The sequence below is a fragment of the Pseudorhodobacter turbinis genome (assembly GCF_005234135.1).
In the GTDB taxonomy this organism is placed as follows: domain Bacteria; phylum Pseudomonadota; class Alphaproteobacteria; order Rhodobacterales; family Rhodobacteraceae; genus Pseudorhodobacter; species Pseudorhodobacter turbinis.
Window position 1 is genome coordinate 121,354 of sequence record NZ_CP039964.1, and the last position, 26,593, is coordinate 147,946.

Sequence of the window (26,593 nt, forward strand, 5' to 3'; positions counted from 1 at the left end):
AGTGATGGGAACGGAAACTATGGCAAGATCGGTACTGCGACATGCAACCTTGGCAGCATTATTGGTATTTTCTGCTGCGGGCGTGGCAAGCGTACCTGCCTTTGCACAAGACGGCATTTCGGCGCGTATCGAGGCTGAAAGCGCAAGGCGGCTGAAAGCCGAAGAGGATGCGGCCAGCGTGCGCCAAACAGGGCCGGGGGTGATCACCGAGCCTCTCAACCGGCGTGATCTGCCGCCCCCCGGCGGGCCGACGTTAATGCTTGCGTCCGTTTCTTTCAGCCCCGCCTCTGCCTTTTTGACCGGGGCCGAGCTGGATGCGATCAAGGCGGGCTATGTCGGGCGCAGTGTAGATTTCTCGCAACTGTCGAAGCTGGTGCGCGATGTGAACGATCTTTACGCCGAAAAGGGTGTGGTGACCGCCGCCGCCGTCCTTGGCCCGCAGGACCTTGGTGATGGAAAACTTGTCATCACTCTGGTCGAAGGGCAGCTGGGCGCCGTTGCCTTTACGGGCGAACGCCAGACCAAGACCAAGTTCATCCTCGACCGCATTCGCATGGCGCAGGGCACAACGGTGGACGTCCCCACTGCCGCCCGCGATATTGCCTATTTCAACCAGACCAATCAGGCGCAATTGCGGCTGTTGCTGCAACCCGGTGCCGCCTTCGGTTTGACCGATCTTGTCTATGGCGTGACCGAACCCGCGCCGCATCAGTTGCAGTTTTTCTTTGACAACAACGGGGTGGAGTCCACTGGCGAATTGCGCGCATCGGTGCTTTATCGCCGCTATGGGTTGCTTGGCATCGATGATACCTTCCTTGCATATATCGAAAAATCGCGCGGTAGCCGGTCTGCCACAGTGCGCGCCGATGCGCCCTTTACCCCGGGCGGGACGCGCCTTGCGTTCAGCGGCACGATATCGCGCTACTCTGTTGTGTCCGGTCCGACCGCAGGGCTTGATCTGTCGGGCAAGGCCCATTCGGCCTCGGTAACGGTGACACAGCCCCTTATTGCGACGGACAGGTTCGTTTTGCAGGCGACCGCGGCCGCTTTCAAGGGAAGTTCCTGGTCCTATTCGGCGGGCGTCCCCTTGGTTGATGTGCGCACGACCAAGCGTTCGGTTGGTCTTTTGCTTGGCAGTTACGGCGACAACTGGAGGTTTGACAGCCAGGTTCAGGCTGTCTCGGCCACAGTTGACGATACGATCGCGGCAAATTCGACCCGTTATTCGGTGACTACGGGGTCATTCGACGGAACTTACCGGCTCAACAATGGTATGGCCTTTATCGGACGCGGCGCGTGGCAGTCGACGCATGAAGTCTTGCTGCCTGGCGAGCTGTTGTTCCAGATCGGTGGCCCGACGACTGTGCGCGGCTATCCATCGGACGGTGTAGCAGGGGACAGCGGTTTTTACGCCAATTTCGAATTGCACAAGGCGTTCCAAGTTAAAGATAAACAAGTTAACGGTTTTGCCTTTCTGGACGTCGGAGAGGTGCATTCATCTTTCCCGTCCGTCACGTCTTTGGCCTCCGTTGGACTCGGCACCTCCTATGCTTTCAGTGAAAATGGCCGCTTTGATCTCGTCGTCGGGGTGCCAATCAAGAACGCGCTGGCAAGTCAATCGGATGCAACCTTGTCGGCAACGCTGACCTTGGCACGGTTCTAGTTGGGACCTTGCGTGTTAATTGTCACTGAGAGCTGCCCCCGCAGCGGCTAAAATTGTCACTGAGAATTGCCCCCTGCGCAACCTTGCCCCTAGCGGAACTTTCCGGGGGGCTTCGGAGTGATCGACATGGGACTTTTGAGGGTTATTCGACTTTGGGCATTACGCAAGAAGATGCCTATTCGCGAGATTGCACGGCGGACCGGGCTGTCTCGCAATACGATCAAAAAGTATCTGCGGGCGGGCATTGTTGAGCCGCAGTTCCAGTCGCTGGACCGGCCAAGTAAGCTGGATACGGTTGCAGAAAAGCTGACAGGCTGGCTTGTGGCGGAACAGCGCAAGTCACGCAAAGAGCGCGCACGGCAAAACGGATGCATGCCGACCTTGTGCAGCTTGGCTTTGACGGATCATACGAGCGCGTTGCGGCCTTTGTTCGGGAGTGGAAAGGGGAACGGCAGCGCGCGGCCCAGACTACCGGTCGCGGAACATTTGTGCCGCTGGTGTTCCAACCGGGCGAGGAATTCCAGTTCGATTGGAGCGAAGACTGGGCATATGTTGGTGGCGAGCGCATCAAGCTGCAGGTCGCTCATATAAAGCTGCCGCACAGCCGCGCGTTTATGCTCAGGGCCTATCTGCTGCAAACATATGACCCTCTCGTGCCATTTCCTGCGAAAATACACTGCCGGGCAACGGATGATGTTTGATGCGCATTGGCACGGGTTCCGCGTCTTCGAGGGCATTCCGGGTCGTGGCATCTACGATAACATGAAGACGGCGGTTGATCGTATCGGTGTTGGCAAAAAGCGCGATGTAAATGCGCGCTTTCTCTCAATGACCAGCCACTATGTCTTTGAGCCTGAATTCTGCAATCCTGCCGCGGGCTGGGGCAAGCCATTGGTGCGCCATTGGTTCAAGCCCAATGGCAGCGGACAGGTCGAGAAGAACGTCCGCGATGCGCGCCATCGGCTCTGGCAAGTGATGCGGTATCAAGGAGCGGCGGCATCGTCAGATGCTCAACCGGGGCTTGTTCTTGCGCAATTGCGCGAGAAGGTCAGTGCGATAAGGCACCCGCCGTCGCAAGCGCGGCTGTAGAGGACGTTAAGAACTGGTGGCCTTACTGACCAAAAAGCTTAGCGCTTATGGCGCGTCACTCCTCACGGCGTTGATGTGCTTGCTTATCTAAGATCTAGTTAAGCAGCGCTTTCTTGCGCGCAGTGAATTCTTCAATGTCGATCTCACCCTTTGCAAACCGCTCTTTCAAAAAGCGACAATGCACGGTCGTTTGCGTATGGGCCAATGCCGCCACCGAAGTGGCGTAGGAGGTAGATAGTGCCCGCCACGATCCCAATAACTAACAGAATCATGAATATCGGTCCAAGAAACATGCCAAAGCCTCCCCACTGGCTGTCGCCCCACATCATGTCATGTCCGTGGTAAGATGACCCGTATCGCCCGGAATTTCACCAACTTGTGCTGCGGCCGACGTGGCCGTCACAGTGACAAAACCCGCTATCTGCGAAATATTTTTCATTGGCATCTAACGTCTCCTTGTTGCGGTATCCACTACCGTCATTGACAACGCTACCAGCAGGCCGCGTGACGTGCGGTGATCTAAATCAATGAAACGGCGACAATATGTCTTGGCTTAACAGTCAAGACATAGCTTCCAACGCTACCTTTGCATTGACCTCAGGCGAGTGGCTCTTTCGTTTTGCCATTCAGGATCGCCCCTCTCGTTATGCGATCCACCCGAAACACTGGTCCAAATTTTCGCGACCACTGCTGTTGCAAACGTTCCGCACGGATCTAAATTCAAACTTATATGTAGACTTTTGAAATAGCAGGCAGGAAGGACTGATATGTCAGCTTCGATTTTGACCCGCAGAATTTTAATTTCGACCGGTGGTGCAGCACTCTTGGTCGGTGGGGCTGGCCTAGCCTAACCGGCAAATGCGCAATCTTTCGCCCCGACAGCGACCATGCGCGGTGGGGCGAACAACTATCGTCCGGGCGCTCCAATCGTCGAAAGAATCGGTGGTGGTGGCTTCTGGACCACGGGCACAGTTCGGAGTGCGAGGGACGGTGCGCCACTCGCAGGTCGGCGCATTCAGGTCTGGGCACATACGACAGAAGGCAACGAACGGGACGAACGTTCGCACGGTGCGACGCTTACAGATGAAAATGGCATGTTTCGTCTAGAAATGCCCCAGATTGTGCCTGCTTTCGGGCAACCGCATGGGCATTTGACCTATGATTCCGACTATGATTCCGACTATGATGACGGCGGCTTTGAAACAGTTTTTTTGTGGCCAGTCATGGCGGCTGCGTCTGACACCAGCCTCAATGTAGAGTTCGTTTTGCGTCCTGTCGGATGACTTTGCGCGGGGCGCTGATTTGGGGCGCACTTGCCCTCGCAGTTGCGATACCGTTGATTTCTGCTGCACAAAGCCCGCTTTTGCAATGGCGGGACCCTGTCTACATTGTTGCCGGGTTTTCAGGGATTATCGGGTTAGCGCTATTGCTTGTTCAGGCAGCATTGATCGCTGGTTTGCTTCCGGGTGTTCCGGGTCGGCGCCTGCATATCTGGGCCGGCGTAGGGTTGATTGTTGCGGTCGTTGTTCACGTCGCTGGTCTATGGATCACGAGCCCGCCTAACGTGATAGACGTGGTGCTGTTTCGCTCACCGACACCGTTTTCCATTTGGGGTGCGGTGGCAATGTGGGCCGTTTTTACCGGGGGTTTACTTGCTGGCATCAGAAAGCGAATTGGCCCCCGAAGCTGGCGTTTAGGGCATAGCCTTGCTGCGATCGTTATGATTACCGGCACTGTCATTCATACATGGCGTATCCAAGGCGCGATGGAGGACCTCACGAAGGCGGGGCTATGCGTGATAGTTCTGGCCGCTGGCGCATGGGCGCTGCAACAACGAAGGGTCTGGCGGTTGTTACGCTGACGGCCCGTTGTGCCGCGCGGACTTTTGGGCAAGGCACCAAAGCGCACGGATATGGGGTGTCGGCGTTCCGGGCCTATCGGCTTGTCTGAACCGGGCTGCGCCCTATGTCTTTGCGAACAGACACGGAGTATATCATGATCAGGAAATGCATCACGGCGGTTGCTGCCCTGCTTTACTTGAATGCCATTGCCGCAGCCCAAACCCCGTTTGGGTTGGAGCCGATTGCGACCTTGGAACAACCGTGGGCCATGGCGGTCTTGCCGCAAGGTGGATTTCTTGTGACGGAAAAGGCGGGCCGTCTGACCTATGTTGCAACCTCAGGCGAGGTGCAGACGATTGCAGGCGCGCCAAGTGTGACAGATGACGGGCAGGTGGGCTTGCACGATGTGGCCCTGGCGCCAGATTTCGAGACATCGGGTCTGGTTTATCTGACATGGGTCGATGGCTCGGGCGGGGGTGCGTTGCACCTTGGGCGGGGGCGGCTGGATCTGGCGGTGCTTCAACTGGCCGATCTGGATGTGATTTGGCGCGCCACGCCCATGGGCGGCAAGGGCCATCCGGGCGCGATGATCGCATTTGGCCCCGACGGGCACCTGTTCTTGACCAGCGGTGATCGTCAGTTGGGCGACCCGGCACAGGTTTTGGGCGACAGCAGAGGCAAGATCTTGCGCCTGACAGTTGACGGCACGCCCGTCAGCGACAACCCCTTTCCCGATGCCCCCGAGGTTTGGACTTTTGGCCACCGAAACCCTTACGGGCTCACGTTTGATGGCACAGGCAGGCTTTGGTCGCACGAGATGGGGCCGCGCGGCGGCGATGAGTTGAACCTCATAGCAGCGGGCCAGAATTATGGCTGGCCGCAGGTCTCTGAGGGGCGGCACTACAGCGGTCGGGCGATCCCCGCCCATGCGACGCGGCCCGAGTTTGCGCCGCCGCTGATGGAATGGACACCGGTCATCGCCCCAGCGGGAATGATCTATTACGATGGCAGGGTCTTTCCTGAATGGGGCGGCTCATTATTGTTGGGAGGACTGGCATCGCAAGCGCTGATCCGTGTCGAGATCAGCAGAGAAACCGCGCAAGAGGTTGACCGTTGGGACATCGGCAACCGCATTCGCGATGTGGATGCCGATGCCGATGGTCAGGTCTACGTGCTTGAAGACGGCGCCGAGGCTCGCCTCCTGCGGCTGATCCGCACCCCCTAAAACAAGTCCAACTTTTTATCCGCCCCTCCAACAGCCAAATGCTTGAATGACGTGTCGCCCCGAACTGACGTTCGTCCCCGGTATCCCTTCCTACAAGAAATGAGAGTAGGTCGCGACCGAGCTGGGTCATGCGTGCCTATTCGTTACACCGAGCGTTTGGCAAAAATCAGGCTAAGGCTGTTCAGCTCCTGCTCCTCCTCCCCGGTGCGAAGACTGCCAGCAGTCTACGCGGCAAGAATGCAAGATGTGGTCCGTGATTGGTCGAACGGACAAGAAAATGCGTTCAACATCATTATGCTGACAAAAATTTGCGCAGGTCGTGCGAACAATATCGCAGGTCGGAGCTACATTGAGGAGAGCAAACACGTGATCTTTTACGCAGCCTCGTAGCGCGAAAAAACTTCGGTCGTGCCGTCGCGCCGGATCAGGAACACATCATACGCCTCGCGCTCGCTTTCCGGCCCCATCCCCGGAGAACCGTAAGGCATACCAGGCACTGCCAAGCCGATGGCATCGGGGCGCTCGACCAGAAGGCGGCGGATATCGGACGGAGGTACATGGCCTTCCAGCATATATTGATCAATCCGACCTGTATGGCATGAAATCATGTCCTGCGGGATACCATTGTCGGATTTATACTGCATCAGTAAGGTTCCAAGACTGTCCTCCGTGGTAACCGCAAAACCTTCGGTCTGCAGAACATCGACCCAAGCCGAACAGCATCCACAGTTTCGATCCTTGACGACATGAATGGCAGGATCTGCTGCAAGGGCCGGCCGGGCGATGGCTGAAGCTCCGGCGATCAACATCAGGTGGCGGCGTGTTAAGGTGGCAAAAGACATGGTGAGCTTCTCCTCAGGCCAGAATGCGGCGTAATTTTGGAACAGCGAAACGCCGATCCTCGTGGAAGTCAATGATGCTGGCAAATCACCCGTTGGCATATCCGCACGCCGGTATCACCACGCAAAACGGCAAGCCCCAAAAGTGGCACCAAAGGAAATATGGCGATGCGCTGATACCAACACAGAGTGCAGGGCATCTGGCCCAACACCTCACCGATAAACAGCGCGGCCAGGGTGGCGACAAGGGCAATCACGAAAGCCACTGCCAACGCCCCTTCCGAACGGTAGGTTGCGATGAAACCGTTTTCACGCATCGGCGTTCTCCTGCTTTGGCTCTTTGCGCAGCATTCACGAAATCAGTGCCACCGCCCCAAGGCTGATCGCCACATCGGCCATGTTGAATGTCGCCAATGCCACGTCCGCCAAGAGACGTCGAGAAAATCTGTCACCATGCCTTGCCGCGCCCATCGATTGTTCGTCCGCAATGCCATGATCCCTATGATCAATGTCAATCCACCCGTCAGGGCAACCATTGCCCAAGGCCTGCCTGCCATAACGCCAGATAACATGTCCAAACTGGCACCTTCATTGAAGCCAAGAGCGAGATTAAAGTCGGGCGAAACAGGATAGAGACTTCCTTGCGTCAACCAGACAAGCGCCGTGAGTTTTGTGATCTGATCAAAAGCGACCACGCAAATCAAAACAAAACCCATTGCAAGCCGCATTTCTGCAAACTCTGTCCGCAAGCCAATCCAGCGTGGAACATCCTTGCAATATGTCACGTAGGCTTGCCCAAGAGTGCGGGCCAACGCGGCCTCTTCCGAGCGGATTTGCAGGCTGGCCGAGGTCAGGAATATCACGACTGCCGCCGCTGTCGGCAGCGCTGGGATCGCCAGTGCCACACCGGCCAACAACAAAGCCTGCCCCAGAAAAGTAGGATTGCGACTGATACGAAACAACCCAGTTTGAACCAGCGCCCCGGTATCGGCCTGAGGAACACCGACTCGCCAAGATGCCCCCATCAACCTTTGGGCCAGAACGGCGACCATCGCGCCAACCGTGGAGACGCATATCCCAATGATGCCAAGGGCGGGAAACGCGCCTTCGGTCCAAAGCGGGTCAGCCTTGTGCAAGGCCGGAACTGCCAGCCAAAGCATTGGTACAAGGCCCGCCAACACAAAGGATGCGCGAAACCCAAGGGCCGCGATACGGTCTCGGCCTTTGGCCTTGCCAAACAGCCAGACCGATCGTCCGATCGCGCGCGCGGCCTTTGCATTGCCCCAGACGAACAGGGCCAGATATCCCACCAACACGGCAAGGACGGCCCAACCAAACAGCGATATCACGTCAACCCTCCCGCTCAGGGTTAAAGCGCAACAGGCGCAACGCGTTCAGGGTCACCAGCACTGTGGCCCCAGTATCGGCCAGAATGGCGATCCACAGCCCAGTAATTCCCAACACGGAAGTCACGAGAAAGACCGCCTTCAGCCCCAGCGCCAGTGTCACGTTCTGTCGGATGTTGGCCATAGCCGCCCGCGCCAGCCGAATTTGCGCTGGCACATCCGTCACCCGGTCGCGCAGAATGGCGGCATCTGCGGTTTCCAGCGCCACATCGGTGCCCGACCCCATCGCCACGCCAACAGACGCCTGTTTCAGCGCGGGCGCGTCATTGATGCCGTCACCAATCATCATCACATGGCCACTTGTGCCCATCTGCTTGATCGCCGCCAGCTTGTCCTCGGGCATCATTTCCGCCTGAAACTCGATGCCGAGGCCGCCCGCAATGGCCGCTGCGGTGCGTGGGTTGTCGCCTGTCAGAACCACTGGGGTGATCCCCATGGCGCGCAACTGGCGCACAGCATCGGCGGCGTCCTGGCGCGGCTCATCGCGCAACGCAAACAAGGCCAGCGGTTCGCGGGCGCGATAAAGCACAGCAACCGTTTTTCCCTCTTCCTCCAGCGCTGTCGCACGCCGCAACCCAATACCGTCCAATCCACCTTGTTCCATCGCATATTTGGGGTTGGTGACCCATACAGATGCGCCATCAATCACCGCCTCGACCCCTTTACCGGGGATCGCGCGGGCGTTTTGTGCCGCCACTACAGGGGCATTAACATCTTTGGCTTTGCCAGAGATCGCCAAGGCGAGCGGATGACTTGACCCTGCCTCAACTGCTGCGGCAAGCGATAGCACGACGCTCTCATCCAGCGGCCCCAGCGTCACCACATCCGTCACAACCGGGCGGCCATGCGTCAGGGTGCCTGTCTTGTCAAAAGCGACATGGGTGGTCTTGGCTGCCGCCTCGATCACAGCGCCACCCTTCATCAACAGCCCCTTGCGCGCGCCCGCAGACATGGCCGACGCAATCGCCGCAGGCACCGATATCACCAGCGCACAGGGGCACCCGATCAGCAGAAGTGCCAATCCACGATAAAACCACGTGTCCCACGGTTGATCAAACATAAGGGGGGGCACGAGGATAACCAGCGCGGCCACACCAACGATTGCAGGCATATACCAACGGCTGAACCGGTCGATGAAGCGTTCGGTCGGCGCGCGGGCCTCCTCGGCCTCTTCCACAAGTTGGATGATGCGCGAAATAGTGTTGTCTTGCGCGGCCTTGGTCACCGTGACGCGCAATGCGGCTTCGGTATTGATCGAGCCTGCAAAGACAGCATCACCCTGACCTTTGGTGCGCGGCACGCTTTCGCCCGTCACCGGGCTTTCATCGATGCCACTGGTTCCAGATGCAATATCGCCATCTGCTGGGATACGATCGCCGGGCCGCACCAGAACGATCTGACCTATGGTCAGCGTTTCAGCGGGCACCTCACGGGTAACGCCGTTTTCCTCCAGCAGCGCTGTCTTGGGCACAAGGTTTGCCAATGCGCGAATGCCGTCACGCGCTTTGTTGGCCGCAACCCCTTCCAGCACTTCGCCGACCGCAAACAGGAACACCACCAGCGCCGCCTCTTGTGCTGCGTTGATGAACAGCGCGCCAATGGCGGCGATGGTCATAAGGCTTTCGATGGTAAAAGGCTGGCCGACGCGCAGCGCGGCAAAGGCCCGTTTGGCCACGGGTGCTACACCGATGAGGCAGGCGATGAAAAACGCCCAATAGCCTATCTCAGACGAAGTCAAAAGTTCGATGCCCCAGGCGACCACCAAAAGAATACCGGTCACGATGACCAGTTGACCCTTGGAAGTCTGATACCACCGCTTGCCGCTGTCGGCGGGGTCATCATGCACATGGCCTGCACCACCGTGACCCGCATCAGGGCTGGGTTTAGGGTCATGGTCATCGCCGTCGTGATCGGAATGATTCTGCGCACCCGCCTGCTCGGGCATTACAAACCCCTTGCGCGCGGCGGCCTCACCCTTTGGTGCAATGCCGTAGCCAAGCGATTTGACCGTCGCCTCAACCCGCGCGCGTGGCGTTTGCGCCTCATCCAGTGTCAAGCGCAGGCGTTCGGTCATCAGCGCCACGCTGATACCAGACACCCCCGGCAGCCGCCCCACGGCATCCTTGATCTTGTTGGCACAAGATCCGCAATCCATGCCGGAAACGGTCCATTCACAACTGCTATCAGTTTGTTCAGGGGGTGATTTGGTCATATCTATCTCCGGCTTGGTCAAGGCATTGCCCTTATTGATTCCCATGTTTAATGTCTCTAGCAACTAGAGGTTCAAGAGGTTTTTCATGCTGACCATCGGAAAGTTGAGCAAGACTGCCGGCGTCAAGGTGCCGACGATCCGTTATTACGAAGAGATCGGTCTATTGCCAGAAGCGGAGCGAAGTGCCGGAAACCAGCGGCTTTATGGCACCGCCACAATGGACCGACTGTCCTTTATCCGTCACGCCCGTGATCTGGGCTTTACGCTGGAGGCCATCCGCGATCTGCTCAGCCTGTCCGACACCCCCGATCAATCCTGTGCGGCGGCTGACCAGATCGCAAAGGCACAACTTGTCGCTGTGCGGGATCGCCTTGTCCGCTTGCGGGCGCTGGAAGTAGAACTGGAACGTATGATCGCTCAATGCGCCCACGGCACCATCGCCGATTGCCGCGTGATTGAGGTGCTGGGGAACCATGATCTATGTGGCCATGCGCATGACGCGCCGGGTCACGCATTCCTGTAACGTCAGTCGACCGTCTGCGAGAGCCGCCGCCATCCCAAGAAGCCAAGGCCGAGAAAGACCAAAAGCAGCACGATGCTGAAGTCGCCCCATCCGTCCACCACAGCCCGCTCAATCGCGGCACCAAAGCAATATCCAGCCCCCACCATAGCAAAGCCGAGGAGGCATTCAACACCGTAAACACTGGCCACTTCATGTGCGCCAGAGTGCCGCGCGTGCGGGACCGAGGCGATGGCGAAGAGAATGTCCGGTTCGCGTCAACAATCCTGCCGCCCTATTTGCGCAAAACCAAATCCATCGAGGACCTACTGCCCTGGCTTTACCTCAAGGGTATTTCCACGGGCGACTTCCAAGAAGCGCTCGCCGCTCTGCTTGGCCCAAACGCGGCGGGGCTGTCTTCGACGACGATCTCAAGGCTCAAATCTGATTGGTGGGATGAGTATGACCGTTGGCAACGGCGCGATCTGAGCGCACGTCGTTTCGTCTACATCTGGGCGCCCTCTCGGCAGCATGCTTTGCATGCGCCTGCCGGGTAACAGACGGCGTCTACTTTCGCCCCCGAATGGCTGAGGAAAAACAATGTGTTCTGGTGCTGATCGGGGCGCCTCTCGTGGTTTGCAGGCAAACCACTGCCGGTGACAGACGAGTGAGGCCGCAAGGAGATCATCGGCTTGGCCGACGGCTATCGTGAAAGCACCCAAAGCTGGCGCGAATTGCTCCTTGATTTGCAACGACGCGGGCTCACCGACGCGCCTGACCTTGCCATTGGCCCCTCTCATCGTTTTGCTTCACAAAGCGACTGCCGGGCAATGGATGGTGTCTTGGGCTTCTGGAATGCCCTGCGCGAGGTCTTTGGTTCCACGAAAGAGCAGCGATGTTGGTTCCACAAAACGGGGCAATGCACTGAATGCGATGCCCACGTCGGTTCAGGCCAAAGCAAAGGGCCATCTGCACGATATCCACTGGCCGACAGGGCGTTGCGCAGCAATGGCCCGAGAGGCTGGCAGGCTGAAAGCCGTGTCGACGCTGAGGCTGCATTCGACTACTTCGTCGCGACATATGGTGTGAAATACGACAAGGCCGTCGCCAAATTGACCAAAGACCGCGACGTGCTACTGGCGTTCTATGATTTTCCTGCTGAGCATTGGAAACACATCAGAACTACCAACCCAATCGAAAGCACCTTCGCCACGGTTCGGCATCGCACCGGCAAAACCAAAGGATGCCTCAGCCGCAAAACGGGCCTTGCCATGGCGTTCAAGCTGATGCTGTCAGCCCAGACCAAATGGCGCAAACTCGACGGCGCAAACCGTATGCCTGAGATCATCCAGGGGATTGAATTCAAGGACGGTATCAAGCAACTTAAAAAGGCCGCCTAATCACGCTGTCACCAACTTTCGGGCATAGCTCACCGCGTGGTGCCATCGTCTTCAGAAAACAGTGACTCTCAAGATAGTTCAAGGGCGATCCTGGGCCTAAGATTCTCTTGAGTTGAGTTAAGTAAAATACAACCAATACACATTATTGATTTTTGTAACCCTATTCTTTCAATACGGAATAGAATGGGTGGAACTATATGAAATCTTTGGGTGCTGACTGGTGTGCCCGGATTTACAGGGGCGCAAATGAATACCATACTCGAACCGACGACATCCGACACCTTCGCCTTAATGGAGCCAAAACGATCCCCCAAAGCCTGCCTTCTGGCGACAACGGCTTTGGTCGCGGGGATAAGCCTTGCCAGCCATACTGCACACGCGCAGCAAGCATGGGACCCCGACGCGGCAGCCGGGGTTCAAGGTGGCGCGGGCACATGGGAAGGCACAACCAATTGGACAACCGATGGTGGTGCAAGCAACACCCCATATAATGACATCACCCCCGTCCCTGATGCGATTTTTGGCGGCAACGGCAGTGCGGTGGCAATTGTGACCTCGCAAAACATTAAGAATCTCAGTTTCGGTTCTGATGGGTACATTGTCTCGGGGGGGACGCTGGTCATTGACGGCACGTCATCAGAGATCAGCGTCACGGCGGGCAACACGGCGACGATTGCGTCCACAATTGACGAAGTTGGAGGCTCAGCTGCCTCTTTGACCAAGTCCGGCAGTGGCACTTTGGTTTTATCCGGCTTTGGAAACGGTTATCAAGGCAACACCAATGTGACAGAGGGAACTTTGCGCCTCAGTGGGGGACACGCCATCGCGAACACGGGCGGAACCGTGACAGTGGATAGCGGCGCAACGCTGGATGTGGCGACCTCTGAACAAATCGATGGCTTTACGGGGGGCGGGTCAACCACAATTTCCGCCGGTCAAACGCTTTCTACTGGTTATAACGGCGGCGGTGGCACCTATTCCGGGGTGATTTCTGGCGATGGTAATTTGGACAGTTTTGGTAACACCACCCTTTCGGGAGCGAACACCTACGCGGGCACAACATGGGCAGCGGGGCACAACAAAACGCTGCATGTGACAGGAAGTTTGGCGTCTACCAGCATCAATGTCCAAGACAGCTTGGGGAGTGCCGGAATCGCCACGCTTCGGACGAATGGCGATGCATTGGCGGATACGGCTGCCGTAACGGTCGCGGCGCGCGGGTCTTATCGTCTTGACGGCGACGACACGATTGGATCGGTGTCGGGTGCCGGCGGGATCATTCTGTCATCGGGTGCGACGCTAACTTTGGCGGATGGTTCAACAGAAACCTTTGACGGCATTATCTCAGGCGCGGGCGGGCTGACCATTGACAAGAGCGGCGGCACATTCGGGCTGACGGGCGCCAATACCTACACCGGCACAACAACGCTGATGGCCGGCAGCTTGACGCTTTCGGGTGGGAGTGCGATTGCCAATTCGGGCGCGTTGGTTGTGAATGGCGGAACGTTGACGATTGCGAACAATGAAACCATCGGCTCGCTATCGTCGACGGATGCGGCCTCCACCGTTGTCCTGAATGCAGGCCTGACGGTTGGCGATGCGACGGATCAGACGATTGCGGGCACGATTTCCGGCAGCGGCGCCTTTTCCAAATCCGGCAGTGGCACATTGACGTTGACCGGAACGAATACCTACACCGGCAATACGACGATCTCTGCGGGCACCGTCTCGATCGATAACGGCAATGCATTGGGTGCGGCGTCGGGTGCGGTTATCCTCAACGGTGGCACGCTATTGGCGTCCGAAACGATGAGCCTTGATAAAACACATATCAATCTGATCGCAGACAGCACAATCGCGGTGGACGCAAACAAAACCCTTACAGCAGCAGCCTTTTTTGCCACTGAGCCCGGCACGATCCTAACCATTGGGGAGACCGGAAAAACCGGTACTTACGTCCTTGGCGCGACAAGTGGTGCCATAAGCGGGACATCCAAGATTGAGGTTGCCGCAGGCACGTTGCGATTTGGCAGCTCCATAATTGCCTCGGATTTGGCCCCGGTCCTGGCTGGAATAAGTGTGGCCAGCGGTGCTTTCATAGACATGGGCGGATTTGACACCAGATTTGAGGACCTTACCGGCAGTGGCACCATTTCCAACAGTGGCGCCGACGCGATATTGCGGACACAAGGGACCAACAACTTTGCCGGCGATATTTCGGGCGCTGGCGGGCTTATCAATGTGAATGTGACCGGTGGCGCAACGGGCCTGACGGGCGCAAACACCTACACGGGCACAACCGTTTTGAGCGGGGGCGACCTGACGCTCTCTGGCGCGGGGTCACTCGTTTCGACCGATGTGACGATCAACGGCGGCCGCACGCTGACGACCCAGGGTGGATTGGCCGCGGGCACGGTTCTGGCCAATGATGGCGCGCTGGTTCTGACCGGGGACGAAGAAATCGCCAGCCTTGCAGGAAGCGGCACGGTCAATTTGGGCGCGCAGGCCCTTACAACCGGCGGGTTGAACACCGATACCACCCTCTATGGCATCGTGAGCGGGACAGGCAGCCTGATCAAGGTTGGCACCGGCACGCAAACGCTTTCCGGGGCCAATACCGCCGGCAATTTGACTGTGCAGGGCGGCACGCTGCTTTTGTCGGGCGACAATGCGGGCGTGGCCTCTGTAACTGTCGGGGGCGGCACGGGGGATGCGCGCCTGCGGGTTGAAGGTGGCGCAAGTTTTGTGGGCGGTCAAAAGATCACGACCCTCGGCTCGGACATCTCTTATGCCGATGGTCAGAATATGGCCACGCTGATCGAGCTGAACAGCAACGACACACGGCTGGAGGTTCTGGGCACCGATACCGCAGAACAGGCCGGTGTTATTTCGCAATTCGATGCGACGGCCCGTCCGCTTGAGAAAATCGGGACCGGGACGCTGACGCTTTCGGCGGCAAATACCTATGCGGGCGCAACAACCGTAACAGCAGGAACCCTGAACCTGACAGGCTCAATCGCTTCAAACGAGGTTACGGTGAACGCGGGCGGTACACTGGTGACTGATGGTGCTGGCCTGGCGGCCAACACTGTGATCGCCAACTCCGGTGCGCTGGTCCTGAACGCAGGTGGAGATGAGAGCATCGCATCCATCAATGGCACGGGTACGATTGCACTGGATAACAATTCAGTGCTGACACTGAATAGCGGGACGTCCACCGTCAGCGGCGTGATTTCCGGGAACGGGGGGCTGGTAATTTCCGGCACTTCGATGACCACATTCACTGAGGCCAATACCTATACAGGGGACACCACCCTGTCAGGCGGCCATCTTATCCTAAGTGGAAATGGCGCGATTGCATCGACGCTTCTTACCCTCGGCTCAGGCAGCACCTTCACGGCGCAAGGTGGCTTGAGCGCGGCGACAAGGGTCGCAAACAGCGGCACGCTTGTGGTGGCCGGGGCCGAGACTATTGGCGCCTTGTCTGGCGCAAATGGCAAGGTTGACATGAACAACAGCTCAGCGGCTGACAGTCTTACCGTGAACGGTGACTTTGCGGGTGGCGCGATCCAGATGAACACTAACCTGAGGGCTGCAGATGCTGGTAACCCGACGGGCGGCACTGCCGATCTCATCACGGTTACAGGGTCCACAACAGGACCCTTGGCCTTTACTTTCACCGATATTGGACCGGGTTCAGGCGCACCTTATATTGGCGCGCCGATAACAGTATTCGACGGCACCGACTTGACCTATGATTTCACGTCGACAGGCCTGCCAACAGGTGGTGCGGTACTCTATTCACTCGCCACAGAGGACACTGATATTCGGATTGTTGCGACGGTTAGCGGCGGCGTCAACTATTTGATTTCAAGCACTTCTGCAATAACGGCCGCTGCCATTCCTGCGGCGCAGATGCGCTTTGGCAGGGACATGTTCAACCCAAATTCTGCCGCTGCCTGTCGTCAAAGCGGATCAATCCGTGGCATGAGTGGCAGTGCTTCGGACGCCGGCCAAGGAACACATATTGATACCTCCTTTGATGGTGTCGAAGGACGCTGGATATATGCCTGCCAGAACACCGACTTTCTGAATGGGTCCGACATCGCGCTGAGCATTTTTGGTGGCAGGATCAACGGTGTTTCCCAATCCGACGTATCCGGCCTGTTGGCTGGCGGCAGCGCAGCGGTGCTTAGCCGAACCAACATTGATTACGACCAATCCTTTGGCGGCCTCGCATTGAATCTGAGCAACGGAGCAGTTGTTGCCGGGCTACAAGTACGCTTGGACAATACTGATCTAACGTTTAACGAGACGGCAATTCTTCCGGGGGCGGGGCTGGGACTGACAAATACAAAAATGGACCTGTCTTCGACAAATGTAGAAGGACGCATCGGCTATACCCTGGAAATGCCTGCCGGTCGCGGCAGCTTTACGCCCAATCTCGGCCTGATGCTGACGCGCACGGACAAAGCCAATTTGACCTTTACAGGCGGGGAAAGCCTGGAGTTCGATGCGCATACTACACTCATAGGTTCTGTCGGAGGGCGGTATGAAAATACACTCAAGCGTTCAGGGAACAAATCTAAGACAGCAATAGCATCTAATTTCAACTACTTCGCTGATTTCTCGGGCGGAAGGGACGCCACATTTACGGATTCTGGTGGTGCAACGCAGCGCCTGACAGCCGCCGAGTTTGGCAACTTTGGTGAGGTTTCGGTGGAGATAAGCAATCGGAGTGCGCTGGCAGGCGGCACCGACCTAAGTGCGAGCCTAGGTGCTTACATGCAGTTTAAGGACAACAATCAGCGCAAAAGCGGCATAGTCGCGAGGATCGGGATTTTCTTTTAGGTAGCCCGCTGGTCCGCACAAGGTCTGGCCGATGGATTTCGGCCAAAACCAGCCGACCACCGGTAAGAAACTGCAGGTTTTGACGTTTGTGGATACCAGCTTTGATGTGGTGAGCGGAGATGCCAACGCCGCTGATGCTTTGAAGGCGCCTATTTTAACCGCTGCCCAGTACAACTGAGAACGGCAGTACAAAAGTTTGCCACGGAAGTGGTGGGATAGTCCTGCTGCGGGCAAAGTAGAACTTTGCCACTTTGGTCCTTTCTAGTGACAGGGAGGGCGGGGGTATTTTTGGCGTGGAACTTTATAGGAAGGTACGCCTTTGCGGGTCGCGAGGGTACCTTCGCTGGAAATGACAGCGAAGGGCTGCGCTACGCCCCGATCCTGACACCACAGCCCTATTGGCTGGCTTGGAAGGAAGAGAGCGAGATCACCGGTCCGCTGAACCGTGATGTCACGCAGATGATGACGCCTGCGCGGTTCCTTGAGATCACCCACGACTTCACCCTGTTTGACGCAGGCATCAAGAAGATCACGCGGCCCAACCAATATTTCGCGGTGAAGGCGGCGCAAGGCCGTGTGCGGGAAAAGCAAGGCGGTATCATCTGGCAGACGCAAGGGTCCGGAAAAGCCTGATCATGGTGATGCTGGTGCGCTGGATCCGGGAGGCGTATCCGGATGGCCGCATCCTGATCGTCACCGACCGCAAAGAGCTGGACAGCCAGATTGAAGACGTGTTCGGCAACACCGGCGACAAAGTGTGCCGCGCCCGTAGCGGCAACGACCTGATGGCCGCGCTGGCCGATCCGACTGATCGCGTTATCTGCTCCCTCGTCCACAAATTGGGCAAGCGCGAAGAGGGCGAAATGGAAGGGCTGATCTCTGACATCCAGAACGCCAATATCGGCGCACCTGTCGGCGAATCCTTTGTCTTCATCGATGAAGCGCACCGCACCCAGTCTGGTAAGCTCGCGAATGCAATGCGCAAAGTGCTGCCAGAGGCGATGTTCGTCGGTTTCACTGGCACACCGCTGTTGAAGTGAGACAAGGGCACGTCGCTGGAGCCATTTGGCCCTATATCGGTAAGCCCTATCGATTCGACGAGGCTGTTGAAGATGGCGTGGTATTGGACCTGCGCTATGAGGCACGAGACATTGACCAGAGGATCAGCGCACCAGGCAAAATCGATGCATGGTTCGAGGTGAAGACCAAAGGGTTGACCCCGAACGCCAAGGCGATCTTGACGCAACGCTGGGGCACTTTGCAACGGGTGCTGCCAAGCCGTGACCGGCTGGAGCAAATCGCCAACGACATCATTATGGATATGGAGATGAAGCCGCGCCTGCAATCAGGCATGGGCAACGCTATGTTGGTGGCAGGTTCAATCCCCGAGGCTTGCAAGTTTTTCGAGACTTTCAGGAAATCCGGTTCGGTCTTGGCAGAGAAATGCGCGATCGTGGCATCTTACAAACGCGCGGCCCCTGAAATCACCGGCGAAGAGTCCGGCATGGGCGAAACAGAGAAGCAATATGTCCATCGGGTCTACACCGACCTTCGCGGCGAGACTTCCGAAGAAGACTACGAGGAGGAGGCACTGCGCCTTTTCAAGAAAGAACCGGGTCGGATGAAGTTGTTGATTGTCGTCAGCCGCCTCCTGACAGGCTTCGACGCACCCACGGCCACCTACATCTACATCGACAAACAAATGCGCGACCATGGCCTGTTTCAGGCGATCTGCCGCGTCAACCGCCTTGACGGGGACGACAAGGATTTCGGCTATATCGTCGACTATAAAGACCTGTTTCGGAATATCGAAAGTGCCGTTGAAGATTACACCTCCGAGGCATTCGATGCCTTCGACAAAGAGGACGTTGAAGGCTTGATCACTGATCGTGCCGATCAGGATCTACGTGTTGCCCGCGACGCTTGGTTGGGCCTTGTGGATGGCGTAGAACAACCAAAGTCGGATGCAGAGATTTTCACATATTTTTCCAGTCCACAGGGCATCGACAACGATCCGGATGCAGAAGAGAAATCGCGGCGCCGTCAGGCACTCTACAGGATTTCCGGACGCTATGCCCGAGCATACGCCAACGTAGCCGCAGAACCCGAAGGAACCGGTTTTAAAGATCTTGAGTTGGGTGAATGTCGGCGCGAGGTGGAGCGTGCTATCGGGATCAGGGATGCGGTAAGACTGCACAGCGGCGACGCTGTGGACATGAAGCTTTTCGAACCTGCTATGCGGCATCTGATCGACAATTACATCCGGGCTGAGGACTCAGAAATCATATCCCACCTCGACGACATTAGTCTGATTGACCTGGTTGAAAGTAAAGGGGCCGCTGCAGAAGACGATCTACCTTCGGCATCAAAACGCAAACGCGAGAATGTCGCTGATGCGATTGAAAACAACGTCAGAAAACTAATCATCGAAGAAAGTCCGGTTAATCCCCGGTTTCGCCTTCACCGTGCAAAATTGGTAGGCGAATGGCGGCGTTAACGTCAACTGCGCGCTGCGGTCCCGCTGCGGTGGGCCTGATGGCAATCCGTTAAATCAGTATATTTTGTAAGGGGTTGATATTATTGTAGAAAATATTATTTTTGTTCGCGGTGGCCAATAACCATGTGGTTTAATGGACAAAAACCCCCTTTAATGGATATTTATTCGTGGGTCGGCAACTTGTCGGACCCACGAAATAATGGCCACTCCTGATAAAAGATATGATGCAAGTAACTGTAATATAATACTAAATTTTACATGATTGCTCGTCGTGGCGGCTAACTTGTCCACTAAACACATGGTTGTTGTCCATCGTAAGTCCAAAAAAATACCGCCCGAAGGCGGCATTCTGAATTTTTGGCAGCTGGTAGAGGGGGAATGAAACTCGTGCAATGAGCAGTCATGTCTGTCTGGTCGGTATTTGTTTCTGAGGCTTTATGCCATTGCGGTTCACTTTAACGCCAAGAATTTTTAGGTTGGTTGTGATTGGCTCTGTTTCAATTATGTGTTGGCGAAGCACATCCCTGGTTGGCCCACGATCATTATGATCGGTCTCTGGTGCCAACCAATGATAGAGTTCGCCGAATGCATGTCCGGGATGTCGATCGCGCGCTGTCATTTCTCTGGGAGTTGCAGCTTGAAGTATCTGAAACGCCGCCCGCAAGCCTTCTTCGCCACGACTTGTCCATTCCCATCCGGCACTACCCGCATGTTGAGCTTGCGCAATGGTCATTTCGTCCGTGTTCACACGATAGCCGAACTCCATGACTGCTCCGAGCATCTCAGTTGAACGGATCGCTTGTTCCAGTGTCTGGCCATCCAACCAATCGGGGCCACGCGCACCGGACATGCGACCGATGAGATAGGACTCAAGGGGTGAGGGCTGGACCGTTTCTGAATTATTCGAGAGTAATTCCAGATTGCTGGTAGAAAGCGGAACCCGGACTGACAAATCGGATTTCCAGTCGCCCGGTTGGCCATCTGACATTAAGTATATCTGATGGATCGGGCAGACGAAAACCGATCGAAACCGCCATAGCAGGCGATCGCGCCGCTGTGCATCTGATCGCTCGCCATTTCCGTCATCTTCAAGCAGGCATTTCGGGCAGAATTTAGTCATCTGGCCCATCAGAAAGTCACTGCTGAACACCTCGTCGTTCAGCGAAAACCGGTATGAACTTGAGCGGAGAATTGTATTTCGCAGCAAGGGTTCTGGATCCTGATCCGCCAGATAGCAAAGCCGCTGAACGAATTCAGCATGACCACCAAAAAACGCAAAAGTCGGGATGTGCATGTCACGCAAGAATGCCTCAACACCACCCTTTGTATGAAACGCCGCAAGCCGGCCGGCCCAGGACAGGTGGCTTTCGTCTGGCGAGAACGCCAGACGAGGAAAGAGGCCGCCCTTCATACTTTCGCCCTCCGACGGCGCGAGCGGCCTTCAACCATTGCCGCATCCTTTTTGCGATCAGGGTCGATTTGCCACCAATCCGTTGCGAGAAAGACGTTGCGATCGATCTGATCGCCTTCTTGGAGAGCCCAGGCGGCGGCGAAGTGATGCATATGCAAGTGATCGGCACCTTCCAGCAAAGCCTGCTCGATGGCCAGGATGTTGTATTCGATGCAGCGACCGAAGCGCCGCCTTGCAGCGTGGACCAGGCGATCAACCAGATCAGCCTCGATAGGGGCGCTGAGGCCAGCGATCTCGCAATGCGCTTCGACAATCGCCATGATATCATAGCGGTCTGCATCGGGGTCTACCGGAGGCAAGTAAAGTGTCGAAAACCGACGTTGAACCTGCGGATCCGACCGGACGAAGTCCGCCAGCTGCTCGGTCCCTGACAGAATGACGATCACCGCGCTGTCACCCTGCATGAGTGATTTGATGGCGCGCAAGATCTGGTTTTTGTCAGCGCAAAAAAGGTCTTGTGCCTCGTCGATCCAAAGCGCCGTGGTTTCAAGCAGGATGAGCCGTTCCTTGAGGATTTCCCATTTGGACCAGACCTCGCGACGCGAACTGGTTGTGGGATAGCCGGTCAGTTCAAGCAGGTGTCCTGCCATGCTCTTGAGAGTGGCAGGGCTTGGAACGGTGGCGCCGATAAAGGGACGTTTACCCTCGGAATTATGCGCGAAGGCAGGATGTCGGGTCAGGCCGCGTTTCACCATGGTCGATTTACCGCCGCCGGGTGCGTCAATTACCATAATGCCGCGCGTTTCATGGGTGTTGGTGAACCGCAACGCTTCCGGGATGAGGTCGCCTTCCGGCGACCTCTTGAGAAGGCGGTCAAGATGCATAGCGAACGCATCGTCGCGCATGTTTTTCACATGCAATCCGCGCAAACGGTTCAGGGTCAGTTCGATTTTTGTGTAGTCAGTCATGGCTTATTCCTCGAAGCTTACGCCGCTTTGGCGCTTTTGGATTTGGACTTGTTTTGCAGTTGAAGTTGAAAGGGGGTTTGCAGTGTCTTCAGGGCCGGGGATCGACTGACCGAAGCCACCATCCACCGGAGCAGGTTGTGCAGGAGCGTTGCAGAATGAGCCCTGAAACATGGTCGTTTCGATTTTCTTGATCCGCGTCTCGCTCCATTCGTCGACCAACAATCCAGCTGCCGCCATTGCTGTGGCATTGCGGTCTTGGATGGCTTCCATCGCCGCGAGAACAACTTCGCGGTCGAAACTCTTGCGTTTAGGGTGCGCTGCTCGAAGGTTGTTCGTTGCAGTCATCCAAGTTTTTGCGGCCTTGCCCTCCATCATAGGGTCCAGTGCAGGGATTTCGAACCACTCGGTTCCAAGGCGCACCTCGACGGCTCCAATGTCGCGGGGATGCCAACGCACGTCGATATGGGCCTCGCCGTTGCGGTTCATCCAGAGTGCCAGCCGTTCCGAGTGGTAGCGCACCCCGAGAACCGTCAGTCCTTCTTTTGTTACCTTGCGAACGAGGGGTTCACCGAATACCAACCGCCAGCGGCGAAGGTCTGGCGGAGGTGTCACACCATATTGCGCAGAGAGGCGACGCCAGCATTGTGCAGGTGTTTCGCCGTCAAGACCGCGATGGGGCGTGTTGTGGTAACCATCGACGATCCACCGCACCAGGGCGAAAGCTAGATCGTCAAATGTCAAAACAGCACGGGCTCTGGGATCGGCATCGCCTTTGGTAAGGATGTCGGAGAACGTGCGTCCTGGTGAAACGGGTGGCACCGCGTTAGTCAGCGTCGCAAAAAAGCGCTCATTGCGGCCACGCTGTTGCGGCATGCCCGCTACTGTGCTTTCAACGGATATCCCGAGGTCAGCACAGGCCATGCGGAATGCTTCTGATTTGAAAGCCGTGCCGTTGTCCGTCACAATGAGTTCAGGGGTAAGATGCATGTCCCACGGGCCACGTGCGCGCACGCCATCGGACCATTGGCCCTTGTCCGAAATGATCATTTGCAGACACTGAACCGCCGCGGTAGCTTTTGCGCCCCGAGAGATGACCATTCCAAGGATGCAGCGTGACGTCGTGCAGATTGCGACGGTTAGAACCCAGCGAGCCTTGGTGTTATCCAGCCCGACGGCAAGCCGCTCTTCCTCGGTCATCAGATTCCAAAGAGCACTGGAATGCATCAAGCTCAAAAGGTCGATGGTGTGTTCGTCGATCTCGATGCGCTGCCCCAGGCGGGTGAGGTTCAGACCCATGCCTGCCGGCATGAATTTCTTACGCGCAGCCTCAAGGCCTTCTCGCGCCACCATCACTGTGAATGGATCCAGCGCATTGATGGCGCGGCGCACCGTCTCGCGACTTGGCGTATCCAACGGTGGTAACCCGGCTTCGGCGCGTTCTTGGTTTGCTTTCCCGAAGGCGATTTCCACGTTATCGAAGATAACGCGTTTTGTCGGTCGTTCCTGTGCCTGATATTTAAGCACTTCCTGCATCATAATACCTGTGGCCTCTGGGGCCATCCGGCGGTTCCGATTGCCCCGCATGCACATGTTGTCGATAAGGCCGGCTTCACCCAGAAGGGCTGCTTCCCGCATCCAGCGGCGAAGGGTGCGAGGCGAAGGTGCGGCAGCGAAATCCCATGACAGACCAGGATTGTCGTAACCCATAGGGTTTAAGTTCTGCGCGAACTTTGTTGCGCGCTGCAAAAGCTCTGCTTCATTTGCTTTGAGGGCATCGTCTGTTGCATTCAACTTGCCTTCACGGCGCATTTCGTTTGCGGCAGCCACCCATGCGCTGCGTTTAGAGTGCTGGGCACGGCGCTTTTTGCTCAAGCTTGAAACCAAGGTCGAGGTGGTTGTGAGGCGGCGTCCAGCCTGCGCCGGGTTATAAAAGCCTCGGTCGTGGCGCACACGGCCCATCGAGCCAAGGCGGCGAAGCTGTTCGTGGGAAAACTCCCTGCACATGCCGCTGCCATCTGAAAGCTCCATCACCCACCCTAATTCGTTGAAGCTGTGGGGACGCCATGCTGTGCCTTCGATGACAACTTGGTCAGATGTGCTAAATGCGTAGCGTGCAGTGGCAACGCTTATATTGTTGAAATTCAGTTCCATGGTTTGTTTCTCCAGTTTGATTTTGGCGCAGGTGAAATGCGTTCGATTGAGGGCGGTGAGGGCAGGGCGGGCCTAGAAATGGTTGTCGAAGGCCAGGCCGCAGCCGAGAGGCTGCCGCTCATTGATGTTGGTATTGGTCGGGTGACCTCAGAAACCTGGGTGCTGGACAGGTTTCGCGTGCTCCGGTTTAAGGCTGCTTTGCCTTGTAGATCGCAGCCTCATAGGAAATATGCTCATGATCCCGGAGCTTAAGGTGTCCGCTACGAAGCAGGCGCACCATTGCCCGGAAGCCGTTGCCTTGAAGGCCTGTCTCCGCAACAAGCGCGCCAAGCGTAGTGACGCCGGTCATGTTCTGCACAACACGTAAAGCAGCCAAATCATGTTCAGGTTGCGCAGCACGGCACGCGTGCAGCAGCTTTGCGTTGAACAGCGAAACCTGATCTAGATCTGCATCCGTCAAAAGGCGAACATCGCTGAAATGCCCTGATTCACGCGCTTGCTGCGCGATATGTGGCATGGTTTCGGCGAACGTCCCTTTCAAACCGACTACTGGCTTGACGGTATATGCGACGCGTTTTCCGCCAACGCAGCTTACCACGAAGTCGAAGTAATGCTTATGCGCTTTGCCTTCCAAATCACGCCACTCGAACGGCACCTGCTCATGCAAGTCGGCCGTATCTGGGTGTGCGGCCAAGCACAGGGCGAAGTTGAACTCGAGGTGGCTTTCGGAGCCGACGACGCGACCATCACCGTCACCGAACACGAAGAGGCCGGTAAGATGGTTTCTCGAAGCACCGGAAAGGTTGCGCTTGGAATGGCTTGGCTGAACGGGCCGTTGGCCATAGTTTTCCTGAGGATGGGTCATTGATGTTTCTCACAGATGCACATTGGACACCGCCCGGAAAATGGGCGAGGCATTTCTCTTGTTCGATCCAGCGGGTCGATCGGGTTCTGCATATGATGCAGCGTCCTGCGGTCCTTGGTCCGGAAAGGTCCCTTGGCGATCAAAAATGCTCGGTCGATCCCCTGCGCGACTGGGCGAGGGTGGGGAGCGTTGGAACGAAATCTAGTCGGCGTTAAGGGCACTCGATGGTGGTGAGAACAGCCTGTGTCCTTGCATTTCGCTGCTGAAACTGCTAAGGATCCTATATCACGTAGGGGGCACAGATCTGTGTCTCAACAATCGCACTGGGATGTTGACGCATTCCAGTGTTTTTGTTTTCGGCGATTGATGTCTACTTCATTTCAGTCCTCTCGTTGTTATTTGGCGTGAACAGATTTTTCGCTTTTTAGGGGCGGCGACGGGAACCTTTTATCAACGTCAGATCCTCGCATCGAGTCTTTTATGCAATAAAATCAACGTGTTGATTTCATTTCTTTTTGGTCGCTTTCTTCTTGCGCACCGCATTTGTCTCACCGTTTTCTTTAATCGCAATCCTCGATTTTGTTGGCAAGGGTGACCTAGCTACAAGACGTTGTCGGTCGGCGCTGGTCACGTTTGCCGCAACCATGATTGTAAAAAAGAACCGGTCCACAAATTCCGAAGGCTGCTGTTCAAAAAAGTTTTATCCGTCTTCGAGAGATCAGCCGATCGGGTTCAAATACGAAGTCTTTGGCTCTGTTCTTTCAAACCTGATTCGACGTTCATAAAACGTTTCTTCTGCGCGCCCCGTTCGCTGGCCCACGATTCAGTCCCACTATGGATCGCTTCCGTTTTGGACGGTTGTTAAGTCCCTCGAATAATGTCTGCCAGTTGCTCAAATAGATCCGTTGTCAAGGTCAACGCCATCTGAAAAGCAGGGGCTGGTAGATTGGCATCCGGCAACCCGTATCTCACTTCCAGCTCCATACGATTTGCCTCATAGTGTAGTCTTGCAAAGGGATCGTTATTTGTAATTTTCACCGTTATTTTGTGGTGATCTTCATTATTTAAAGCACCTGCCGCCAACCCATCAACGAGAACTCCCATCGCAGAGCCAAGCGTTGCGGCTCTCATCAACTCTTGCCCCAGTGGGAGCTGGGAAAAATCGTCATGCCATTGCGGAAACGCCCAGTCTGTCCCTTCAGCAAGCCGATCCAGGATGGAATCCGAAGCAGGCTGTCTTCGTAACCTGGACAGATGGCGTGGCAACCCAGAAACCTTCGCAACTAGAGCCGGAGCCTCTTTCATTCCGACGCCATGCACAGCAGCCAGCGCAAGGTTGCAAATATCCAAACCGACCATTTGCGCGGCAGAACGACCACGGCCGCCTTTGTTCCTCAGGCCAGCATTCAACAAAGCTCGGTCAATGCTTTCGAGCGTGACAGGGTTCACGCCGAAAACCTGTGCCGTCTTCATCACCATTTCGCCTGCCGTTGTCATTGCGACCCCCTCCCATTCGAATTTTTTTCGTATGGTATAAATGACAGAGACTCGAAAACGAGTCAAATGAATTCCGAAAAAATTTCGAATGGGGCGCGTGGCACCTGGCTTAGGTTAGTTTCAGCCTCTCAGAGAACGCTATCTACTCTGCTTGATGCCAGCATCAACCTGAAGCATGA

At 56.4% G+C, this 26,593-nt stretch carries 19 protein-coding genes and 3 pseudogenes; 11 read left to right on the forward strand and 11 right to left on the reverse strand.

Annotated elements, in window-relative coordinates; genetic code table 11:
- Nucleotides 1–19: 19 nt before the first annotated feature.
- Complete coding sequence (locus tag EOK75_RS00470) at nucleotides 20–1,663, forward strand: ShlB/FhaC/HecB family hemolysin secretion/activation protein (RefSeq protein ID WP_168199098.1); 1,644 nt, start codon at nucleotides 20–22, stop codon at nucleotides 1,661–1,663.
- Nucleotides 1,664–1,789: 126 nt separating this feature from the next.
- Nucleotides 1,790–2,641, forward strand: a pseudogene (istA, locus tag EOK75_RS00475) (IS21 family transposase); the annotation flags it as partial.
- 205 nt (nucleotides 2,642–2,846) lie between these two features.
- Here istA and EOK75_RS21725 read toward each other — a convergent pair.
- Nucleotides 2,847–2,966, reverse strand: a complete 120-nt coding sequence (locus EOK75_RS21725) for an SHOCT domain-containing protein (protein ID WP_420821912.1) — start codon at nucleotides 2,964–2,966, stop codon at nucleotides 2,847–2,849.
- Between the two features lie 673 nt (nucleotides 2,967–3,639).
- On the opposite strand from EOK75_RS21725, the gene EOK75_RS21140 reads away from it, so the two are divergent.
- The 3 genes from EOK75_RS21140 (at nucleotide 3,640) to EOK75_RS00495 (ending at nucleotide 5,818) form a co-directional block, all read left to right on the forward strand.
- Nucleotides 3,640–4,035, forward strand: a complete 396-nt coding sequence (locus EOK75_RS21140; RefSeq protein WP_240793982.1) for a twin-arginine translocation pathway signal — start codon at nucleotides 3,640–3,642, stop codon at nucleotides 4,033–4,035.
- Nucleotides 4,032–4,613 carry a ferric reductase-like transmembrane domain-containing protein gene (locus EOK75_RS00490; RefSeq protein WP_137192116.1) on the forward strand — a complete coding sequence of 194 codons (582 nt, stop codon included), beginning with the start codon at nucleotides 4,032–4,034 and terminating at the stop codon, nucleotides 4,611–4,613. Before EOK75_RS21140 ends, EOK75_RS00490 begins: the two co-directional genes overlap by 4 nt.
- A gap of 134 nt (nucleotides 4,614–4,747) precedes the next feature.
- Complete coding sequence (locus EOK75_RS00495; protein ID WP_137192117.1) at nucleotides 4,748–5,818, forward strand: PQQ-dependent sugar dehydrogenase; 1,071 nt, start codon at nucleotides 4,748–4,750, stop codon at nucleotides 5,816–5,818.
- A 374-nt stretch (nucleotides 5,819–6,192) separates the two neighbouring features.
- Here the strand turns inward: EOK75_RS00495 and EOK75_RS00500 are convergent, their stop codons facing one another.
- The 4 genes from EOK75_RS00500 to EOK75_RS00520 all read right to left on the reverse strand — a co-directional run bounded on the left by EOK75_RS00500 (nucleotide 6,193) and on the right by EOK75_RS00520 (nucleotide 10,275).
- Complete coding sequence (locus EOK75_RS00500; RefSeq protein ID WP_137194232.1) at nucleotides 6,193–6,660, reverse strand: DUF411 domain-containing protein; 468 nt, start codon at nucleotides 6,658–6,660, stop codon at nucleotides 6,193–6,195.
- 68 nt (nucleotides 6,661–6,728) lie between these two features.
- Nucleotides 6,729–6,974, reverse strand: a complete 246-nt coding sequence (locus EOK75_RS00505) for a disulfide bond formation protein B (protein WP_420821913.1) — start codon at nucleotides 6,972–6,974, stop codon at nucleotides 6,729–6,731.
- Between the two features lie 42 nt (nucleotides 6,975–7,016).
- Complete coding sequence (locus EOK75_RS21145; RefSeq protein WP_240793983.1) at nucleotides 7,017–8,006, reverse strand: signal peptidase II; 990 nt, start codon at nucleotides 8,004–8,006, stop codon at nucleotides 7,017–7,019.
- A gap of 1 nt (nucleotide 8,007) precedes the next feature.
- On the reverse strand, nucleotides 8,008–10,275 hold the full coding sequence (locus EOK75_RS00520; protein ID WP_137192118.1) for a heavy metal translocating P-type ATPase: 2,268 nt from the start codon (nucleotides 10,273–10,275) through the stop codon (nucleotides 8,008–8,010).
- Between the two features lie 85 nt (nucleotides 10,276–10,360).
- Between EOK75_RS00520 and EOK75_RS00525 the strand changes: the two genes are divergently transcribed.
- Nucleotides 10,361–10,798, forward strand: a complete 438-nt coding sequence (locus EOK75_RS00525) for a MerR family transcriptional regulator (RefSeq protein WP_137192119.1) — start codon at nucleotides 10,361–10,363, stop codon at nucleotides 10,796–10,798.
- Between the two features lie 2 nt (nucleotides 10,799–10,800).
- Here EOK75_RS00525 and EOK75_RS00530 read toward each other — a convergent pair whose 3' ends face one another.
- Nucleotides 10,801–10,986, reverse strand: coding sequence for a hypothetical protein (locus EOK75_RS00530; protein ID WP_137192120.1), 186 nt, complete (start codon nucleotides 10,984–10,986; stop codon nucleotides 10,801–10,803).
- Between the two features lie 3 nt (nucleotides 10,987–10,989).
- Here EOK75_RS00530 and EOK75_RS21730 point away from each other — a divergent pair.
- The 5 genes and pseudogenes from EOK75_RS21730 to EOK75_RS00555 form a co-directional block, all read left to right on the forward strand.
- Nucleotides 10,990–12,174: pseudogene (locus EOK75_RS21730) on the forward strand (IS256 family transposase); the annotation flags it as partial.
- A gap of 246 nt (nucleotides 12,175–12,420) precedes the next feature.
- Entirely contained in the window at nucleotides 12,421–17,025 is a 4,605-nt protein-coding gene (locus EOK75_RS00540; protein WP_137192121.1) for a beta strand repeat-containing protein, read from the forward strand.
- 31 nt (nucleotides 17,026–17,056) lie between these two features.
- Nucleotides 17,057–17,203 carry a hypothetical protein gene (locus EOK75_RS20645; protein WP_168199100.1) on the forward strand — a complete coding sequence of 49 codons (147 nt, stop codon included), beginning with the start codon at nucleotides 17,057–17,059 and terminating at the stop codon, nucleotides 17,201–17,203.
- Between the two features lie 284 nt (nucleotides 17,204–17,487).
- Nucleotides 17,488–18,065 (forward strand): annotated as a pseudogene (locus EOK75_RS00550) (DEAD/DEAH box helicase family protein).
- Between the two features lie 83 nt (nucleotides 18,066–18,148).
- Nucleotides 18,149–19,522 carry a type I restriction enzyme subunit R domain-containing protein gene (locus EOK75_RS00555; RefSeq protein WP_168199102.1) on the forward strand — a complete coding sequence of 458 codons (1,374 nt, stop codon included), beginning with the start codon at nucleotides 18,149–18,151 and terminating at the stop codon, nucleotides 19,520–19,522.
- Between the two features lie 400 nt (nucleotides 19,523–19,922).
- Here EOK75_RS00555 and EOK75_RS00560 read toward each other — a convergent pair whose 3' ends face one another.
- The 5 genes from EOK75_RS00560 to EOK75_RS00580 all read right to left on the reverse strand — a co-directional run bounded on the left by EOK75_RS00560 (nucleotide 19,923) and on the right by EOK75_RS00580 (nucleotide 26,414).
- Nucleotides 19,923–20,933: a TniQ family protein gene (locus EOK75_RS00560; RefSeq protein ID WP_137192125.1), complete on the reverse strand. Its 1,011-nt coding sequence runs from the start codon at nucleotides 20,931–20,933 to the stop codon at nucleotides 19,923–19,925.
- Nucleotides 20,930–21,901 (reverse strand): TniB family NTP-binding protein, encoded by a 972-nt coding sequence (locus EOK75_RS00565; protein ID WP_137192126.1) that lies wholly within the window; start codon nucleotides 21,899–21,901, stop codon nucleotides 20,930–20,932. Before EOK75_RS00565 ends, EOK75_RS00560 begins: the two co-directional genes overlap by 4 nt.
- Nucleotides 21,902–21,904: 3 nt before the next feature.
- The gene (locus EOK75_RS00570) at nucleotides 21,905–24,052 is read right to left on the reverse strand and encodes a DDE-type integrase/transposase/recombinase (protein WP_137192127.1); all 2,148 of its coding nucleotides are present in this window, start codon (nucleotides 24,050–24,052) and stop codon (nucleotides 21,905–21,907) included.
- 187 nt (nucleotides 24,053–24,239) lie between these two features.
- Nucleotides 24,240–24,917, reverse strand: a complete 678-nt coding sequence (locus EOK75_RS00575; protein ID WP_137192128.1) for a PDDEXK family nuclease — start codon at nucleotides 24,915–24,917, stop codon at nucleotides 24,240–24,242.
- Between the two features lie 861 nt (nucleotides 24,918–25,778).
- Complete coding sequence (locus EOK75_RS00580) at nucleotides 25,779–26,414, reverse strand: hypothetical protein (protein ID WP_137192129.1); 636 nt, start codon at nucleotides 26,412–26,414, stop codon at nucleotides 25,779–25,781.
- Nucleotides 26,415–26,593 lie beyond the last annotated feature (179 nt).